14 protein-coding genes are annotated in these 19145 nt (G+C 48.9%); 8 read left to right on the top strand and 6 right to left on the bottom strand.

What is annotated here, in order from left to right; translation table 11 throughout:
- Positions 1–202 precede the first annotated feature (202 nt).
- Genes rpe through BTJ40_RS02315 form a run of 3 tightly spaced genes read right to left on the bottom strand, consistent with a single transcriptional unit; the run spans position 203 to position 2704 of the window.
- Complete coding sequence (rpe, locus tag BTJ40_RS02325; RefSeq protein WP_108731603.1) at positions 203–865, bottom strand: ribulose-phosphate 3-epimerase; 663 nt, start codon at positions 863–865, stop codon at positions 203–205.
- Positions 866–884: 19 nt separating this feature from the next.
- Positions 885–1592: a nucleotidyltransferase family protein gene (locus BTJ40_RS02320; RefSeq protein ID WP_238152107.1), complete on the bottom strand. Its 708-nt coding sequence runs from the start codon at positions 1590–1592 to the stop codon at positions 885–887.
- 29 nt (positions 1593–1621) lie between these two features.
- On the bottom strand, positions 1622–2704 hold the full coding sequence (locus BTJ40_RS02315) for an aminoglycoside phosphotransferase family protein (RefSeq protein WP_238152106.1): 1083 nt from the start codon (positions 2702–2704) through the stop codon (positions 1622–1624).
- A gap of 298 nt (positions 2705–3002) precedes the next feature.
- On the opposite strand from BTJ40_RS02315, the gene BTJ40_RS02310 reads away from it, so the two are divergent.
- The 5 genes from BTJ40_RS02310 to BTJ40_RS02290 all read left to right on the top strand — a co-directional run bounded on the left by BTJ40_RS02310 (position 3003) and on the right by BTJ40_RS02290 (position 9805).
- On the top strand, positions 3003–5612 hold the full coding sequence (locus BTJ40_RS02310; RefSeq protein ID WP_108731602.1) for an LPS-assembly protein LptD: 2610 nt from the start codon (positions 3003–3005) through the stop codon (positions 5610–5612).
- A complete protein-coding gene (locus BTJ40_RS02305) occupies positions 5612–6955 on the top strand; it encodes a peptidylprolyl isomerase (RefSeq protein ID WP_192879409.1) in 1344 nt (447 codons plus the stop codon). Before BTJ40_RS02310 ends, BTJ40_RS02305 begins: the two co-directional genes overlap by 1 nt.
- Positions 6956–7028: 73 nt before the next feature.
- Positions 7029–8012 (top strand): 4-hydroxythreonine-4-phosphate dehydrogenase PdxA, encoded by a 984-nt coding sequence (pdxA, locus tag BTJ40_RS02300; protein WP_157953866.1) that lies wholly within the window; start codon positions 7029–7031, stop codon positions 8010–8012.
- Positions 8013–8164: 152 nt separating this feature from the next.
- Positions 8165–8965: a 16S rRNA (adenine(1518)-N(6)/adenine(1519)-N(6))-dimethyltransferase RsmA gene (rsmA, locus tag BTJ40_RS02295; protein WP_108731600.1), complete on the top strand. Its 801-nt coding sequence runs from the start codon at positions 8165–8167 to the stop codon at positions 8963–8965.
- Between the two features lie 27 nt (positions 8966–8992).
- Positions 8993–9805, top strand: coding sequence for a symmetrical bis(5'-nucleosyl)-tetraphosphatase (locus tag BTJ40_RS02290; protein ID WP_108731599.1), 813 nt, complete (start codon positions 8993–8995; stop codon positions 9803–9805).
- Positions 9806–9950: 145 nt separating this feature from the next.
- Here the strand turns inward: BTJ40_RS02290 and BTJ40_RS02285 are convergent, their stop codons facing one another.
- Together BTJ40_RS02285 and galE are read right to left on the bottom strand one after the other, a co-directional pair.
- The gene (locus BTJ40_RS02285; protein WP_157953865.1) at positions 9951–11273 is read right to left on the bottom strand and encodes a hypothetical protein; all 1323 of its coding nucleotides are present in this window, start codon (positions 11271–11273) and stop codon (positions 9951–9953) included.
- Positions 11274–11618: 345 nt separating this feature from the next.
- Positions 11619–12647, bottom strand: coding sequence for a UDP-glucose 4-epimerase GalE (gene galE, locus BTJ40_RS02280; RefSeq protein WP_108731597.1), 1029 nt, complete (start codon positions 12645–12647; stop codon positions 11619–11621).
- Between the two features lie 351 nt (positions 12648–12998).
- On the opposite strand from galE, the gene BTJ40_RS02275 reads away from it, so the two are divergent.
- From BTJ40_RS02275 to BTJ40_RS02265, 3 genes are all read left to right on the top strand, one after another.
- Complete coding sequence (locus tag BTJ40_RS02275; protein ID WP_108731596.1) at positions 12999–14921, top strand: PrkA family serine protein kinase; 1923 nt, start codon at positions 12999–13001, stop codon at positions 14919–14921.
- Positions 14922–15097: 176 nt separating this feature from the next.
- Positions 15098–16375, top strand: coding sequence for a YeaH/YhbH family protein (locus BTJ40_RS02270; RefSeq protein WP_108735136.1), 1278 nt, complete (start codon positions 15098–15100; stop codon positions 16373–16375).
- Positions 16375–17964, top strand: coding sequence for a SpoVR family protein (locus tag BTJ40_RS02265; protein ID WP_108731595.1), 1590 nt, complete (start codon positions 16375–16377; stop codon positions 17962–17964). Before BTJ40_RS02270 ends, BTJ40_RS02265 begins: the two co-directional genes overlap by 1 nt.
- A gap of 76 nt (positions 17965–18040) precedes the next feature.
- Here BTJ40_RS02265 and BTJ40_RS02260 read toward each other — a convergent pair whose 3' ends face one another.
- Entirely contained in the window at positions 18041–18613 is a 573-nt protein-coding gene (locus tag BTJ40_RS02260; protein ID WP_108731594.1) for a helix-turn-helix domain-containing protein, read from the bottom strand.
- Positions 18614–19145 lie beyond the last annotated feature (532 nt).

The following is a 19145-nucleotide window of genomic DNA, read 5'->3' as shown; positions in this document are numbered from 1 at the left end:
GATTGGCGCCAGAGTATAAGCAGCGCCCACGGGAAAGGTGCCTCAATCGCCATGCTTCGATTGGGCCTCAAAAGGTCAGTGGCGCCATCGCCAACTGTTTGTCAGGGAGAAAGAGTGGTTCACGGAAATTCCCTCAGTGCAGGCGCACAAGTTAACAAATCCCGTCTATGGCGGGCAAGAGATTACCCGCCAGTTTTGTAAATTAAGCCAGACTCTTGCGCATGGCCGCAATCACTTCAGCGTAGTCTGGAGTATTAAAGATGGCAGAGCCTGCGACAAAGATATCCGCTCCAGCTGCGGCAATTTCAGCAATATTGTCGCGATTTACACCGCCGTCAATCTCAAGGCGAATATCAAACCCAGACTCATCAATCAGCTTGCGGGCTTCTTTTAACTTGGTAAGGGTACTTGGGATAAACTTCTGCCCACCAAACCCCGGGTTTACTGACATCAGCAGGATCATATCCAGCTTATCCATCACATACTTGGCGGCATCGAGACCACTGGCTGGATTGAATACCAGCCCGGCTTTACAGCCGAGGCTGCGGATCAATTGCAGGGAGCGGTCCGGATGACGAGAGGCTTCTGGGTGAAACGTAATATAGGTAGCTCCGGCATCAGCGAACATGCGAATCATTTCATCCACCGGCTCCACCATCAGGTGCACATCAATCGGAGCTTCAACACCGTGTTTGCGCAGTGCCTGGCATACCATAGGACCAATCGTGAGATTTGGCACATAGTGATTGTCCATCACATCAAAATGCACCCAGTCCGCTCCGGCTGCCAACACATTGTCCACCTCTTCACCCAAACGTGCGAAATCTGCGGAGAGAATAGAGGGAGCGATCTTGTAATCTGACATCAAAATATCCTTTGGTAACTCAACTTTCGCCAGTCAGTCGGCGATCTAAATTTTCCAGGCGCTCGGGGGTCCCCACATCGCACCAGTCGCCCTCATAGAGTTCAGCTTGTAGCTTGTCCTCATTAAAGGTGAACACTTCTCCAAGACCAAAGCACTCGCGACGCTTCGGGTATTTAGTGAGGGTTTCAGCTCGCAGCCAGCTAATACCGGCAAAGGTATAACGGGGCTTGGCTGTACCCGACAGCAAGCCACTTTCTATGCCAAAATCTCCATCGGGGTTATGGGGAGGATTGGGGACCATCAAAAGACGTCCAGGGCATGACTCCGGCAGCGGCCTCTCGATCCATTGCGACAGGTCATAGTCACACCAGACGTCACCATTAACCACCAGAAAAGATGAATCTCCGATCAGTGGCAGAGCCTTGAGAATCCCCCCGGCAGTTTCCAGTGGCTCCTCCTCATGCTCGACAGAGTAGTGAATATCTAACCCCCAGCGGGAACCAGAACCGAGCTGTTGACGAATTTTGGATCCCAAGTAGCCCAGATTAATCACGACCTTTTGCACACCAATAGCTGCCAAGCGCTCAATTGCATATTCAATCAGGGGCTTACCGGCAACCGGCAACAGGGGCTTTGGAGTTTGATCCGTCAGTGGGCGCATACGGCGCCCAAAACCTGCTGCCAATACCATGGCAGTCAAAGGGGAATTCTTTTTGGGTTTGCTCATTAAATTAATCTGTACAGTTTTCGTACGGCCTACTTCAGCTGATCACCGGCACAGCGGTAATCGCAGTACCAGGGCAGAGGCTCTATCTGCGGCAGCAGGGTGCCGCTGAACCATTCGACAAATGGCTTCAGCTCAGGGTAGCGTCCAGCGGTTTCCAAAACATAGCGAATCACAAGGGGCAGATGCTGCAGGTAGCCCTGCTTCCCATCCCGCAGACTGAGACGCGGGAATAGACCCAGTACTTTAATATGGCGCTGTAACCCCATCCAGTCGAACCAACGAAGATAGAGTTGCGGATCCACTGGTTGCATAACACCTGCCGCTTCAGCAGTGGCGGCATAAGCCAGCACCCAGCGCTCTACCCGCTCGCGGGGCCAGCGGATATAGCAATCTCTGAGTAGAGACACCAGATCGTAGGTAGCAGGCCCCCACACAGCATCCTGAAAATCGACAATCCCCGGCCTTTCCCCATCGCGGATCATCAAATTGCGACTGTGGTAATCCCGGTGAACAATAGTGTGGGGCTGCTCTTCTGCACTGTTGAGCAACAACTCAAAGGTATGCTCCAACATTTTTTCTTCCCGCTCACCAAGCTGGTAGCTGAGCAGCTCTCGCACCAGCCACTCTGGCATAACCTGCATTTCCTTAAGAAGCAGTTCGCGGCTATAAGTGGGGAATAATTGTTCCTCAAAAGGGATTTGCTGCAGGCATAAAAGTTCACTCATTACCTCTGCGTAGAGTCCCTCAACACTGTCACTGTTGAGCACACTATACAACTGGGTATCACCCAGATCCTCCAGCAACAGATAGCCCTCGGCGGTATCTGCGGCAACCACCATCGGCGTATGGATGCCGTTTCGACGCAAGTAATCAGCCAGGGCCACAAAGCGCGCGGGGTTAGTCAGCTGGGGAGGAGTGTCCACCGCTATCAGCGGCGGCTCGGTTTGAGTGCGGAAATAACGCCGAAACCCGGCATCTCCCGCCAGGGGCGATAAATCAGCCGGAGCACCCATATCCAGGGCCTCGCCAACCCACTCACTCAATGCATCGCGTCTGGAATCGGAGTCAATCTCGCCCCCCTGCTCAACTTCACCGCTCGATCTTAGACTCATCTTATGACTTCCAAATGTTTCTAGCTGCATTTTAACCCTGAGCCCCTCTGCGTCCAGAGACACCATCACTATTTATTAGAGCCTCTGCTTTGCCTTACACAAAAACAGAACACGAGTTCCAGGTAATTTGCGTTTCAGGACTGAGTTTCAAGCTTTAACATTACGGCTCCAGTACGGCTATTAACCACTTCTACATTCAAGTAGAATCGGACGATGATTTTGCGCGCCCCGGCTCGAAAGCTGTCGCACATATCCATCGATAAAGAAACACTAAAAGATAGCTGGAACATATCGTTTGATGCTTGAAGTCTCCCGGTGGCGTCGCCTTGCTCTGGCGATAGCTAAAAACTCCCAAGCCCGCTCTGTCGCCCTCGGCCTGATCGCTGTGCAGCCGCTGTGGGCGCAAGCCAACCAAGGCGAGCCTTATCCTGACCCCGACTACAATCCCTATTTGTACCTGGACTGGTTGCCCCGCTCCGAGCTGACCCCCGAGGAACAAGCCAATCTACCCGCAGTATGTTCCGGCGCCTTTGTAGCTCCACCGCGCAACTATCCCGGCTCTGATCTTCCCCCTGGTGAGGCCCCTCTCAGAGCGACAGCAGAGAAGTCGCAGTGGCTGGAGGACGGTTCTGCCGAGCTGAGTGGCAATGTACATATAACCCAGGGATACCGGCAGCTGTTTGCCGATCAGGTCACACTGAATCGCCAGGAAAATATTGCCACCCTGAATGGCGCTATTGAGCTTCGAGAGCCCAGTTTACTGATCCGTGGCTCTTCAGCCGAAGTTCATACAGAAAGCGAAGCCGCCTCCATTGAAGACGCCACCTATGTGGTTCACGATGCTTTTATTCATGGGGACGCCGAGCTGGTTGCACGTCAAACCAGTGGCGAATTAACTCTCACCGAGGGCACTTATACCCGCTGTGAGCCCGGGCGAGAGTTCTGGCAATTAACTGGACGCGAGATCAATATTGATGAGGTAGAGAGCCAGGGCACTGCACGAGATGTGCGCCTTAGGATTTTGGATGTGCCTGTCTTGTATCTGCCGTATTTCCGCTTTCCTGTAGGCGATGCGCGCATGTCCGGCTTCCTGTTTCCTACCCTCAGTAACAGTGACAAGAATGGCTGGGACCTCGCCATCCCTTACTACTGGAATATTGCGCCCCAGATGGACGCCACTATATCCCCACGCCATATCCAGTACCGTGGGACCGGTCTCGAAGTTGAATTCCGCCACTTAGCGGAAATGTTCAGTACCGAAATTCGCGTAGCCGATCTGCCCGACGACGACGGCGGCAACAACGATCTTGCCCAGGAGCTGATTGACGAGGGCTTCCCGGAGGATCTGGTACTTCCCTACAAAGGTGAAGACCGCTGGCTGATCAGTTTGGAGCAGCAAGGGGGATACAGTGGCAGTGTCTGGCGTACTGATATCGACTATACCAAGGTCAGTGACCCGGACTATTTCCGCGATTTGAGCACCGCAAACCTCGATATCAATGCGGAAACCCGAGTTAGTCAGAAAGTCCAGGGGTTACTACGCAGCGAGCACTGGAAAGCAACCTTACGTACCCAGGACTATCAAGTACTAGAAAACGACGCCTTCGATACATTTGCCCAATACCCCCGTTTTGATGTCGATGGTGATTACCGTTGGAATGACTGGCTGCTGACTATGCAAAATGAAGTCACCAGCTGGGATCACAGCGACACACAGACCATCAGATTCATTGAAGACACCGATGACCCCGATAGTGTCACAACTCAAACTCGGGACTTTATCACCGCAGATCGACTGCGCCTCGACTATGAGTTTTACTGGGATAAAGAGTGGCTCTGGGGATATTTCAAGCCAGGAATAGCAGGACGCTACCTAGCTTACAGCGTGAGTGACCTGTTTCTACCTGAGGATGCCGACGATACCCCCGATGCTGCTGCGGCACAGTTCATACTAGATACAGGGCTCTATTTCGAACGGGATAGCCACCTGTTTAATCGCGACTTTATCCAGACTCTGGAGCCACGGCTGTTTACCCTGATCAGCAGCAATGCTGATCAGAGTGATTTCTTTGATATAAGCGATCGCGCTGACGACGTCGACCCTGAAGTTGAGATCGACCCAAATAGTAACAACCTGCTGTACGACACGTCACTTTACACTTTCAGTTATGACCAGCTATTCCGCGATAGCCGGTTTACTGGTAATGACCGAATCGACGATGCGGACAGAATTGCCCTTGGCCTGACAACCCGCTATATCGACCCAGTCAGTGGTCGGGATCTCTTCTCAGCCAGTGTCGGGCAAGTCTATTACTCCAGTGACCGGCAAATTGGCCGTGACTCTTACATTGAGGATACCCAACGGTCAGAGCTGGCTGCACGAATCGAGAGTCGCCCTTTCGAATCCCTGCGTTTGGGTACTGAGCTGGTATATGAAGATAGTGAGCACAATATTAATCGCGGCAATTTCAGCCTGCGCTATCTTGATGACGACTTCCGCATCTTTAATTTAAGCTATTACTACGAGCGCCCGGACTCAACGGATGACGATGATGAGGACGAAGATGAAGATGAAACCGTGAGTCAACTAAATGCCTCAACTGTCCTCCCACTTGGTACTCATACCTCACTCATGGCTGGTGCCAGCTATGATCTTACTTTGAATCGGGAACTGGAATACCTGGCAGGTATCGAATATGACGACTGCTGCTACCGTACCCGACTAGTGTGGCGACGCACACTGGACAATGATCTCGCAGGGGTTGTCTCTGCTGAAGACCTTGAGTACGACGAGGGTATTTACCTTGAAGTCGAACTCAAAGGCTTAGCGGGCTTTGGTTCAACCGTGACAGAAATGCTGACCCAGGGGATTGCCAACTTTGATCAGAGAGAAGAGCTGAAACAGTGATGAGAATAATTAAGAAGTTCGTACCGAAATTGGGCCTGGCACCCGTACTGGCGGCTGGCGCCCTCATCGCCGCTTCCGCCACTGCACAAGTCAGGAACCTTGACCGGGTAGTCGCTGTTGTTGATGACGATGTTGTAATGGCAAGTGAACTGTCTCAGCGCATGAACACCATTACAAGCCAGATCCAGGCACAACAGGTACAGGCTCCCCCAGTGGAAATCCTGCGCCGACAAGTGCTCGAACAGCTGATTATCGAGCGCCTGCAACTACAGATGGCGTCCCGTGCCGGTGTAACTGTTTCCGAGTCAGAGCTGGATCAGGCTATCGCCAGGGTTCAGCAAAACGCGGGGGTCAGCCCCGAAATATTCCGCCAACGCCTGCTCGCAGACGGCATGAGTATGAAGAGCTTTCGTCAGCAAATCCGTCAGGAGCTGATGATTCGCCGTGTAGAGCAAGGCAGTGTTAACCGCCGGATTCAGATTACTGACCAGGATATCGATAACTTCCTGCGTTCCAAGGAAGGGGAATTCTGGAAGTCTCCCCAGTTTGAGCTGGGCCATATCCTGATTCCCGTAAGCTCCAGCGCTCCTACCAGTGAAGTTACACAGGCGCGGGAGAAAGCCGAAGACCTGGCTCAGCAGGCCAGGGACGGTGCCGACTTCCGCCGCTTGGCCATCGCAAACTCTGCAGGTCAGAATGCCCTCTCCGGCGGGGATCTAGGCTGGCGCAAAACCGTCGAGCTCCCAACCCTATTTGCGGATGCCCTCACTGACTTAAAGGCCGGCGATATTACCGAGCCTTTCCGTAGTGACGCAGGTTTTCACCTATTGAAAATTCACGCACAGAAAGGTGCCAGCGAGCAGCTGGTAGAGCAGACAAAAGTGCGCCATATCCTGCTCAAACCATCCGCTATTCTCACTGACGACCAAGCCTACAATAAGCTGATCGAATTGCGCGAAGAGGCCATGGCCAGCGACAACTTTGGCGAGTTGGCCCGTGAGAATTCAGAAGATATTGGCTCGATGCTATCCGGCGGCGATCTTGGCTGGTCTATGCCCGGGCAGTTTGTGCCAGAGTTTACCCAGGCGATGGATGGAACTGAGATCGGCAGTATTAGCCTGCCCTTCCGCAGCCAGTTTGGCTGGCATATCCTGCAGGTTGAAGATCGCCGCAAACAGGATATGACCGACCAATATATCCGCAATCAAGCCGCCAACTTGCTGCGTAACCGCCGCTACGAAGAGGAACTGCAAAACTGGCGCCGTGAAATTCGCGACCAGGCATACGTAGAAATCAAACTGCCGGATTCTGAGACCACTGAGGGCTCAGAGAATCAACCGTAAACCGCTTTGTCAGCGGGAAAGACCGGGCCCTGTGCCCGGTTTTTTTTTGTAGCAATAGGAAAGTTATATATCAATGGCTCCTAAAATTGCATTCACCCCCGGAGAACCCGCAGGTATCGGCCCAGAGCTCGCAGTAAAGATTGCACAAGAGAGCTCTTCGGCACAGATTGTCGCAATTGCTGACCCCCAGTTACTGATGGATACCGCTGGGGCTTTGAAGTTGCCTCTCAAGCTCCTCCCTTTGCCTACTGCGGGAACAGCGGGAACGCCTCCCGGTACCCTCTACACCCTGCCCATTCCCATGGCCGAGTCAGCTCGACCAGGAATGCTGAATGCTGCCAATGCACACTATGTTTTGGAAACCCTTTCAGTTGCAGCAGAGGGTTGCCTGGCAGGCCAGTTTGACGCCCTCGTAACAGGGCCAGTACACAAGGGCATTATTAACGAAGCCGGAACCTCATTTAGCGGCCATACAGAGTTCTTTGCCGAAAAAGCCGGGGTTGAGCGTGTCGTTATGATGCTGGCAGCAGAAGACCTCCGAGTTGCCCTTGTAACAACCCACCTTCCCCTAAAAGATGTAAGCGGTGCGATCAATCGCCCGCTTCTGGAACAGATTATTACCATCCTCGACACCAGTTTGCAGGAACACTTTGGAATCCCCAATCCCCGTATCAGCGTATGTGGCCTTAACCCCCACGCCGGAGAGGGGGGACATCTGGGCAGGGAAGAAATAGAAATTATTGAACCTGCACTTGAGCACTTGCGTAGCCGAGGTGTATCACTAAAGGGCCCACTGCCCGCAGACACTCTTTTTACCCCACCGCATTTATCTGAATGCGACGCCGTTTTAGCTATGTATCACGACCAGGGACTACCAGTGTTAAAATTCAAGGGTTTTGGCCATGCCGTCAATATCACTTTGGGGCTACCCTTTATCCGCACTTCAGTAGACCATGGCACAGCTCTCAATATTGCGGGCACTGGCTCTGCAGACTGTGGCAGCCTCAAAGCAGCTCTGACCCAGGCCATCTCACTAGCCGAGTTGCGCAATCCCTAACCAGCACTCAAAACTTACCTGGAGAAAAGTGTGAACCATATCCTCACTCATGTGAGCGCAGTGATAGGCCCTAATGGACATATCAACTGAGCCACCCTCTAGAATTCCGAGACTTAACTGCAAAATTAATCATCCAGGTTTCAGATATATCAATGGATAACTTCTTTCAACACAAAGCCCGCAAACGCTTTGGGCAAAACTTTCTCGTCGATGAAAATATTATCGAGCGCATCGTTCGTGCGGTAGGCCCCAAGGAAACAGACACCTTGGTAGAAATCGGCCCGGGTCAGGGTGCGATTACAGAGTTACTACTAAAACGCTGTCCATCCCTGACCGCTGTAGAGCTGGATCGCGACCTGATTCCGATGCTGGAATTTAAATTCAGGGAATACCCGGAGTTCAGTATTATTGAGAAAGATGCGCTGAAATTTGATTTTGGCACCTTTGCCGATGATAAGCAGCTGCGTATCGTCGGCAACCTGCCGTATAACATATCCACACCGCTGCTGTTCCATCTGCTTAGTTTTCGCGAGCAGGTCCAGGATATGCATTTTATGCTGCAGAAAGAAGTGGTAGATCGACTCAGTGCCACTCCTTCCAGCAAATCTTATGGGCGGCTCAGTGTCATGGTTCAATACTTCTGCCGTGTACAGGGCCTGTTCCCTGTTCCCCCGCAGTCCTTCCGACCCGCCCCTAAAGTAGACTCTGCCATCGTGAGGTTGGTGCCCCACAGCACTCTGCCATTTACCGCCAAAGACGAAGGATTATTGGAAAGGATCGTTAATATTGCCTTTCAGCAGCGCCGTAAAACCCTGCGCAACGCCCTAAAACCCCTGTTCCCGGAACTCGATCCCGAGCAGCTACCTGTAGATGCCAGCCGCCGCCCCGAAACATTAAGTGTCGAGGACTTTGTTAAACTGGCTGACTACTGTACAAACTTGCAACAACAATAAATATTTTTCAAATTTTTGGGGGAAACCTTGGCAACTTACGCCATCGGAGATATTCAGGGTTGCTTTGCGGCATTTCAAAGCCTCCTCAGGAAAATCAACTTTTGTGCTGACCGCGATAAACTATGGCTTGCGGGAGATCTGGTCCACCGGGGCGAGGACAGCCTAAGCACGCTTCGTTTTCTCTACGAACACCGGCAGCAGGTTACAGCAGTGCTGGGGAATCATGATCTCCATTTACTGGCTCTCGCCCATGGAGCTAAACCTCTATCGGAAAAAGAGCGTGATCTGGCCAAGGTTTTAAAGGCAAAGGATGCTGATAATTTACTGGAATGGCTACAAGGCCTACCTCTTCTAGTACACAAGAAGGGGTACACAATGGTGCACGCGGGTATCCCCCCGATTTGGAGTGTTACAAAAGCCCAAAAACTCGCCACTGAAGTACATAAAGCTCTCGCCGACGAAGCCATGGCAAAGGCATACTTCTATGGTATGTATGGCAATGAGCCCCACTGCTGGGATGATCACTTGATTGGTGTTGAGCGCCTGCGATCCATCACAAATTACTTCACTAGAATGCGCTTCTGTAAGGCAGATGGCACCCTGGACCTTATCCACAAAAAAGGAATCCAGGCATCTCACGGTGAATACCAGCCTTGGTTCAGCTTTCCCAACCGAAAGACCAAAAATGACAAGATTATTTTCGGACATTGGGCTGCACTGGAAGGCCGCGCAGATACTGAGAATATCTATGCACTGGACACAGGTTGTGTTTGGGGAGGATATCTAACTGCAATGCGCTTAAGTGATGAAGAGTTCTTTTGTACAGATTGCAGCTTGTAGGGCTCTAAAAATACCCACAAAGCTAAATAGGGAAAGGCAAATTTTATAACGTTCCTTTTATAAAATCAGTTGATTACTGTCAATTAATAAGCTTCGCAACAATCAGTTCTTAACTGAATTGGCACTAACACATATTACAGTGGACCTATATTGTCTCTGATAGTTTATCCAATGTCGCTTCAGGATTAACCAATTTACTGTTAATCAACTGCCTGATAACTTCAACAAAATCTCGGGAGGTTCTGTCCTCCACCATATTCAAAAAACTATCACTCCCTTTCTCTCCACCACCTTCAATCGTTTCGCGATAACTTTTCCATAATGAAAACAAATTTAATGAGCCGTTACTTTTTTCCTGTAAAGATTGATCAATTGCTCGGTGTATAAGCAGACCACAGCTGTAATATAAATCAAACCTTCCATGGTTCGCAGCTTCAACCAATGGGAATTCTTTCAAACCTTCAGAACAACTCACCTTATATTTATCAATTTTGGAATAAACATATTCCTCTAAATCGGGATACAAATCTATCAAAGCTGAGGCTGCCAGCCAGTCAGCATTACCCTCGTGTAGCCATGATTCACTAACATCATTTGACAACACTTCCTCTTTACCTTCCTGGTGAAAATGAGCTACTTCATGGGCAAAGAACCAAATAATGTCACTAACAAAACTGGGATCTTCCAACCTCTTATCCATATCGTTCAAATTCCAATGCATGAATATCTGGTTTGGCAAGGTTCCCCCTTGACGATCACTACCATCAACTTGGGCATAAGATGCGTATAAGGTTGGTTTTCCAACAGTATTTTCCCCAAGCCTTCCCCCAAAATAATTTATCATTTTTGGAATATCTGAATTTAAAGAATTCCTAATTTTGTCCGGCAAGCCACCATCAATTACAGCGATAAAGCTACTCCCCTCAATAGGCTTTTGGGTGCCGACATAGATATTCATTCCACTCTCTCGATCAACCCAATTTGTTGATCCTGTGTAAACCTGTCCATTAACAATCATATGCTCGCCCTCGGGGATCTGCATTGATAGCTTCCAACTCTGTACGTCATCGCTACACGCTTCAATACAGGCAAACAGGCGTCCCGTATATATCAAGTTCCCGCCGTTTGAATAAGGAGAGAAAGGCGCATAATCTTTTTTAAGATGTTTATATGTCGGTGTTAACGAAATTTCAACGCGGTCAAAGGAAGCCCCATCTTTTCTGGCCAGATACTCATAACCATCAATAGAGACTATTTCAAACTCTAAAGAAAGAGGTTCCCAACGCTCGACACGAGAGGCATCTGGGTTACGCACAAAACCAATACGGCTTGCCGGTCTATCCATTTGGTAAATAAGCTTCCAGAAATTATCTCCTGATTTCACAATTGAAATATCTACTCCTGATCTCTCCTCAGCCAACGTAGAAAAGCCTACTAACATTAACAATACAACTTGAATATATTTCAACCCTGACTCCTTGCACACGGAGATAAAAACTAAAATAACGTAAAATTTGAAATTTTGAGCATAAGAAATTATCAACAAATAGCCATACAAGCAACCAGTAGATAAAAGGTTATTATTCTTTACTAACAGACGGGAAACAACTTGGCCAACACGAATAATATATTTTCGGACCTTACCAGTAAAAAGACAAGAATTGTAGAAATTGGTATATTGAAAATCTGAAGAGATCTCATTGCCCACATCAATTCAGGGGAGTATGCAAGCAATGAGTAATATTAAAATATTAGAAAAAGCTTATTATCTTAGGTCCTAGGTGGAATATCGAAACTCTTTGATTTTGGTAAGCTATTCAGCAGTATACCCCTTAGGATTTTTATACTGCCAGCGCCAGGTATCTTCCACCATACGTACCAAATCGTACTCTGCCTTCCAACCCAACTCCATCTCAGCCAGCTCTGGATCTGCATAACACTCTGCAATATCACCGGGTCTCCGCGGAGCAATGTTATAGGGAATATCTTTTCCACTGACACTCTCAAAGGCTCGTACGACTTGTAAAACAGAGCTTCCCTCCCCTGTACCCAGGTTATGGGTATAACAGCCCTCAGAAGTCTCTTCGCCACAAATTAAGTTCAGCGCTGCCAAATGTCCGCGAGCCAGATCCACTACGTGAATATAATCCCGAACCCCGGTACCATCAACGGTATCATAATCACCTCCAAAAACTTGTAGCTGCTCCAGCCTACCTACTGCCACTTGAGAAACGTAGGGTAGCAAGTTGTTGGGGATGCCACTGGGGTCTTCACCAATAGTCCCACTTTCATGAGCACCAATTGGATTGAAATAACGCAATAAACTCACTTTCCACTGACTGTTCGGCGCTGCACAAAGGTCCCGCAGCATATTCTCTACAATCAACTTACTTGAGCCATAGGGATTGGTTGCACCAGTAGGGAAGTCTTCTTTAATTGGCACGGTTTCAGGATCGCCATAGACCGTTGCAGACGAACTGAAAATCAAGCGGTGTACCCCAAACTCCTCCATCACTTCGCATAACGTTAGGGTGCCGGCCACATTATTCTGGTAGTAGCGCAGAGGCTGTGCAACAGACTCACCTACAGCCTTTAATCCAGCAAAGTGAATTACGGCGTCAATCTCATGAGCGGAGAATACTTTGCGCACCCCCTCTTTATCATTAATATCGAGATGATGAAACGGGATACTTTTGCCAGTAATTGACTCTACTCGACGAAGAGCTTCCTCACTGCTGTTTGCTAAATTATCAACAACCACTGGCTCAAAGCCGGCAGTGAGCAACTCAATACAGGTATGACTGCCAATATAACCGGCACCACCAGTCACCAAAATCGCCATTTAAACTCCTCGATATTTCTTTGATACCCAATATGGGCTGTAGTAAAGCGTAAAACAGCCGCTCAATTCAACCTATATAAGTGACATTCCACCGTCTCACTGAAAGGGAAAGCTATGCTGGAAAAGCTGGAGTGCATTCATCACATACTCCGGCAAAGAACAAGGTTCACAACGGCAATAATGATAGTGCTTCACGCCAAGCGTATCCCAAACAAGATCTGGACTTTAGAGCTCATGCACCATTTGTCCCAGTTGGGGAAGTCGCACAGAAATAGCAGCCACAAGCGCACGACACCCTGACGAAAGCAAGAAGCTGAGCTAAATCCAGTAGGCTACAGGGAAGTAGACACCATGACAATTTTCAATCACTACCTGGAAAGATACGAATCTATCCAGGACGAGGAACTCAGTATTCAGGAATACCTGGAACTGTGTAAGACAGACCGCAGCGCCTACGCGTCACCAGCTGAGAGAATGCTGATGGCAATCGGCGAGGCTGAACTGGTGGACACCTCACGGGATCCCCGCCTGTCACGTATTTTCTGTAACAAGGTTATTAAGCGCTATAAGGCTTTCAGTGAATTCTATGGTATGGAAGAAGCCATTGAGCAGATTGTCTCCTTCTTCCGACATGCCGCACAGGGGTTAGAAGAGAAGAAACAAATCCTATACCTTTTAGGACCCGTTGGTGGCGGGAAGTCATCCCTTGCAGAGCGGCTAAAAGCTCTAATGGAGCAGATTCCAATCTATGCAATTAAAGGGTCACCTGTATTTGAATCCCCATTAAGTCTTTTCTCTCCCTCTGAGGATGGCCGTATCCTTGAAGAGGACTACGGCATTGCCCGTCGATACGTTAATACCATTATGTCTCCATGGTCTGTGAAACGACTCCATGAATTTAAAGGAGACATCAGTAAATTCCGTGTCGTAAAAATCCGCCCATCGATCCTTGATCAAGTTGCCATATCAAAAACAGAACCCGGAGATGAAAATAATCAGGATATCTCTTCCCTGGTCGGAAAGATAGATATTCGCAAACTTGAGGACTTCCCCCAGAATGATCCCGATGCCTACAGTTTTTCCGGAAGTTTATGTAGGGCTAATCAGGGGCTGATGGAATTTGTCGAGATGTTCAAGGCACCCATTAAGGTACTTCACCCCTTGCTGACCGCAACACAGGAAGGGAATTACAACAGTACTGAGGGATTGGGATCAATTCCTTTTAACGGCACAATTCTTGCTCACTCCAACGAGTCAGAGTGGCAATCCTTCCGTAATAATCGTAACAATGAAGCCTTCCTCGATCGTATTTATATCGTCAAAGTGCCCTACTGTGTGCGGGTACAGGAAGAAATCCGAATCTACCAGAAACTTCTGGAAAATAGTTCCCTTTCAAAAGCACCCTGTGCACCAGACACCCTGAGGATGTTGGCACAATTCTCTGTACTATCGAGGATTAAAAATCCGGAAAATTCCAGTCTTTACTCCAAGATGCGGATCTATGATGGAGAAAACCTGAAAGATACAGACCCCAAAGCAAAAACCATTCAGGAATACAGGGATAATGCCGGCGTCGACGAAGGCATGAACGGACTTTCAACACGTTTCTCCTTTAAGATTCTCTCTAAAGTTTTCAACTTCGATGCTACTGAGGTAGCGGCAAACCCGGTTCATTTATTATATGTCCTAGAGCAACAGATAGAGCAGGAGCAATTCCCACCAGAGGTTCAAGAAAATTACCTCGGATTTATCAAGGAATATTTGGCTCCAAGGTATGTAGAATTTATCGGTAAGGAGATTCAGACCGCATATCTGGAATCCTATGCGGAATACGGTCAAAACCTGTTTGACCGATATGTTACCTACGCTGACTTTTGGATACAGGACCAAGAGTACCGCGATCCGGAAACTGGCGAAATACTGGATCGAGGCGCCCTGAATGAAGAGCTTGAGAAAACAGAAAAACCCGCTGGAATCTCCAATCCGAAAGATTTCCGCAATGAAATAGTTAACTTTGTACTTCGAGCCAGAGCTAACAATCAGGGAAAAAATCCCGATTGGAGATCCTACGAAAAATTGCGTGCCGTTATTGAGAAGAAAATGTTTTCCAATACGGAAGATCTTCTTCCTGTCATATCCTTTAATACCAAAGCCTCAGCAGATGATAAACGTAAGCACGCAGACTTCGTTGCACGTATGGTCGAACGTGGCTATACCGAGAAACAGGTTCGATTGTTATCCGAATGGTATCTGCGCGTAAGAAAATCGCAGTAGTAAATTTTTCACGCACTTACATCACTACGAAAACACGAGGAAGCCAAACGAGAATACTGCTTAGATCCTAGAGTGAAGATGCTAGTGCTTGAGTTGGGCTGACCCAGTAGGGAATTTTCTGAATAGATTTATGGCAACAAATGCCTGAGATTTTTATTCAGAACAAAGGCAGAAATATGAGCTATATCATCGACCGCCGCTTGAATGGAAAGAAAAAAAGCACCGTTAACCGGCAGCGATTCTTAAGGCGCTATAAAGCTCACATTAAGAAAGCTGTCGGCGATGCCATGAACAGCCGCTCGATAATGGACATGGATAAGGGCGAGCGAATCAGTATCCCCACCCGGGATATCAGTGAGCCCCTTTTTTCCCATGGCAGCGGAGGGCACGTAGAGCGGGTTCTACCAGGAAACAAGCAATTTACTGCTGGAGATCGTATTCCCCGTCAAGGGCAAAGAGGTGGTGATGGCAGTGGCGGAGGCGCCAGTGATAGCGGAGAGGGAGTTGACGACTTTGTCTTCCAAATCTCCCAAGAAGAGTTTTTGGACTTTATGTTTGAGGGGCTGCAACTGCCTAATATGATCAAGCAGCGCCTGGCCGGCAATGAGTCTTTTCAGATAGTCCGTGCCGGAATCAGCAATGAAGGCACTCCAGGTCGCCTCAACGTGATTCGCTCATTAAGGTCTGCTCATGCCAGGCGTATCGCATTGACAAGCAGTAAGCGTAGAAACCTGCGCAATTTAGAGAAAGACCTTACTCAGGAAGAAAACAAAGATACCGCGCTGCGAGACCAACGGAAAATTGAAGCCCTTAAAAGCCAAATAGCCGAACTTCGAAGCCGTATCAACCGGGTCCCCTTCCTCGACGATTTCGATTTAAAATATAACTTACTGATCCGCCAGCCCAAACCGCGCTCAAGGGCAGTAATGTTCTGCCTGATGGACGTATCCGGCTCGATGAATCAAGCCACCAAAGATATGGCCAAGCGGTTCTTCTTACTTCTTTATTTATTTCTACAGCGGAGTTATGAATATACGGAAGTTGTATTTATTCGACACCACACCAGCGCTAAAGAGGTTGACGAAGAAGAGTTTTTCTATTCTCGGGAGACGGGCGGTACCATTGTTTCCAGTGCACTCAAGTTAATGCGACGCATTATGAGAGAGCGCTATCCTGCCAGTGAGTGGAATATTTACGGAGCCCAGGCCTCCGACGGTGATAACTGGAACGATGACTCAAGTACCTGTCACCGAATTCTGATCGACGACATTATGCCCCATGTGCAGTACTACTCTTATGTAGAAATTACCCCCAGGGATCACCAGGCCCTGTGGGAGGAGTACGAAAGTGTTCGCACTTTATTCCCCAATCACTTTGCAATGGAGCAAATTGTCGATGTACAGGATATTTATCCGGTATTCCGGCAACTATTTCGCCAAAAGGTGACGGCCTGATGCTCGACAAATTTGCCAGTGGCGCTGAAGCGCCTGAATCTGAGTCACCCCAGCCCATATCTACCAGCTCGGAGTGGACTTTTGAGTTAATCCAGGAGTATGACCGAGCCATCGGCGCACTGGCAGAAGAGTTCGGATTAGACACTTATCCCAATCAGATTGAAGTCATCTGCTCAGAGCAAATGATGGATGCCTATTCTTCAGTTGGTATGCCAGTGGGCTACAACCACTGGTCTTTTGGCAAGCAATTTATCAGCGTTGAAAATAATTACCAGCGCGGATTAATGGGCTTAGCCTATGAAATAGTCATCAATTCAAATCCCTGCATTGCCTATCTCATGGAAGAAAATACCATGACGATGCAGGCTTTGGTGATTGCCCACGCCTCCTACGGGCACAACTCTTTCTTTAAAGGAAATTACCTTTTTCGCTCCTGGACAGATGCCAGCAGCATAATCGACTACCTGATCTTTGCCAAAAATTATATTTCCCGCTGCGAAGAGCGCTACGGACTGGATGAGGTAGAGGCCATTCTCGATTCCTGTCACGCCCTGATGAATTACGGGGTAGACAGGTACAAGCGCCCCTATCCAATTTCAGCCATTGAAGAAGAGCGTCAGCAGCAGGAGCGGGAAGAGTACCGCCAGAGACAGCTGAATGATTTATGGAGAACCATACCAAAACTCGGCGATGGCATCGAAGAAGCCAAGGAAAAGCGTTTCCCCGAAGAGCCACAGGAAAATATCCTGTATTTTATTGAAAAAAATGCCCCTCTACTGGAAAACTGGCAACGTGAGCTGGTGCGTATCGTACGCAAACTGGCCCAATATTTTTATCCACAACGGCAAACCCAGGTAATGAATGAGGGCTGGGCTACCTTCTGGCACTACACCCTTCTGACCGAGCTGTATAAACGCAGGCGGGTTACTGAAGGCTTTATGATGGAGTTCCTGCAAAGCCACACCAATGTAATCTACCAGCCATCTTTTGACAGTCCCCATTACAGCGGCATCAATCCCTACACACTGGGCTTCAGTATTTTCAGTGATCTACGACGTATCTGTGAAAAACCTACGGAAGAGGATCGCCATTGGTTCCCAGACATTGCTGGCAGTAACTGGCGTGAAACACTTCAGTTCGCCATGCGCGACTTCAAGGATGAGAGTTTTATTTTGCAATTCCTGTCTCCCAAGGTGATGCGAGACATGAAACTGTTTTGCATTAGCGACAACGATAAAGAGAACGATATTATTGTCAGTGCTATCCACGATGAGAGTGGTTATCGCCAGTTGAGAGAAAACCTGGCGGGTCAATACAATTTGGGCAACCGGGAACCGAATATCCAAGTCTATTCAGTAGACACCCGTGGCGACCGCTCGCTGACCTTGCACCATACACAACATCGCCGCCGGCCACTTGGCAAAGACACAGCAGAAGTTCTCAAGCATCTCCACCGGCTATGGGGCTTCGATGTTCACCTGAACAGCTTGAACGGGGACCAAATTACGGCGAGCTGCCACTGCCCTGAACAGGGCCGAGATCGCCCTGAGGGAGAAGAGGAATCTATGTTGATACCGAAACCCATCTAGGTTTCAGCGCGGGGGCTGTTGAAATACCAGCCCCACACAGAAGGGGGAATTAATGCTTAATAGCGCGATACGCTACTTAGGCATCTGCTTCCAGCAAAAGCTTGGCCTTTGCAGAAAGTTCACCGTGTTCAGAACGATGTGTCAGCAAGGCATCGGCTCCCGCATCCAACCAACGGGCCTTCTCACCATCATCATCAGAGGGCACCACCAGAATACTCAGGTTTGAATATTCACTGCGGGACCTAAGGTAGTCCAGTACCTGAAATCCACTCTCTCCTAAGAGCCCGGTATCAACCACCAGCAAAGCCGGCTTGGCACTCGCCATCAGGATACCGGCAGAGAAACTATCGCCAGCCACTTCAACATCGCAACCCATTTGCTGGAGCGCCTGACGCCCGCCAGAAGTCAGCTCAGGATCAGTCGTCAGCAGAAGCACTTTGCGACTGGGAACCGCCAGATCGTTTGGAACTGGCATTGAGTTATCACGCAGGAAACCTACGAAATCCTCAACGCAGATACGGTGATCACCACGCCCTGGAAGTTTGTATGCCTTGAGTTGCCCACGCTCAATCCAGCGAATCACCGTTCGGAAGTTAACACCGCAGTACCTGGCTGCTTCCCCGGTGGTTAGCACATGTAATTCGCTCATCTTTATTCTCCCCAACAACTGCGATTAAAAGAAGAACAGTCCAACTTCCCGAAAGTATCCTCTGCCCCACAGAGTTACACGTGAAATTATCCTGCCCAGCTGAACCGCCCCTATAAATTATGCTGTTTAATGCTGCAAACCCAGCTCGAAATTCGGTCCATGTAATTTATTAACGAACAGCAGAACAACCCCCTCAAAAAATACTAATAGATATAGTTGACAGGTATGACAGGTTTCTTAAAATGGCGCTAGATTCGTGACTCGGAACTTGTCACGCGATCCTTCCCAGTGGCGCGGCTGTTAGGTCACAGGCCCCCACAGTTGGCATTGAAATGTTTGCTAAGCGAATACCCTAAGACCATGGGCCCCCTTGTATTTTCGGGGCCTTTTTTTTATCTTGCCGGGACTTCTTATTTTCCTACCTCTGACTCCTGTCCAATAGCCAAACTTAAAGACAGTGCCGGAAAAATGGACTTATGGCAGTAAAATCACCTACCGAATCGCCGGTCTCTCCAGACTTGGAGCAAATCTC

Origin of the sequence: Microbulbifer sp. A4B17 (assembly GCF_003076275.1) — a bacterium.
Taxonomy (GTDB): Bacteria; Pseudomonadota; Gammaproteobacteria; order Pseudomonadales; family Cellvibrionaceae; genus Microbulbifer.
Note: the sequence above shows the minus strand (reverse complement) of the source record. Positions and strands in the feature narration are given on the sequence as shown.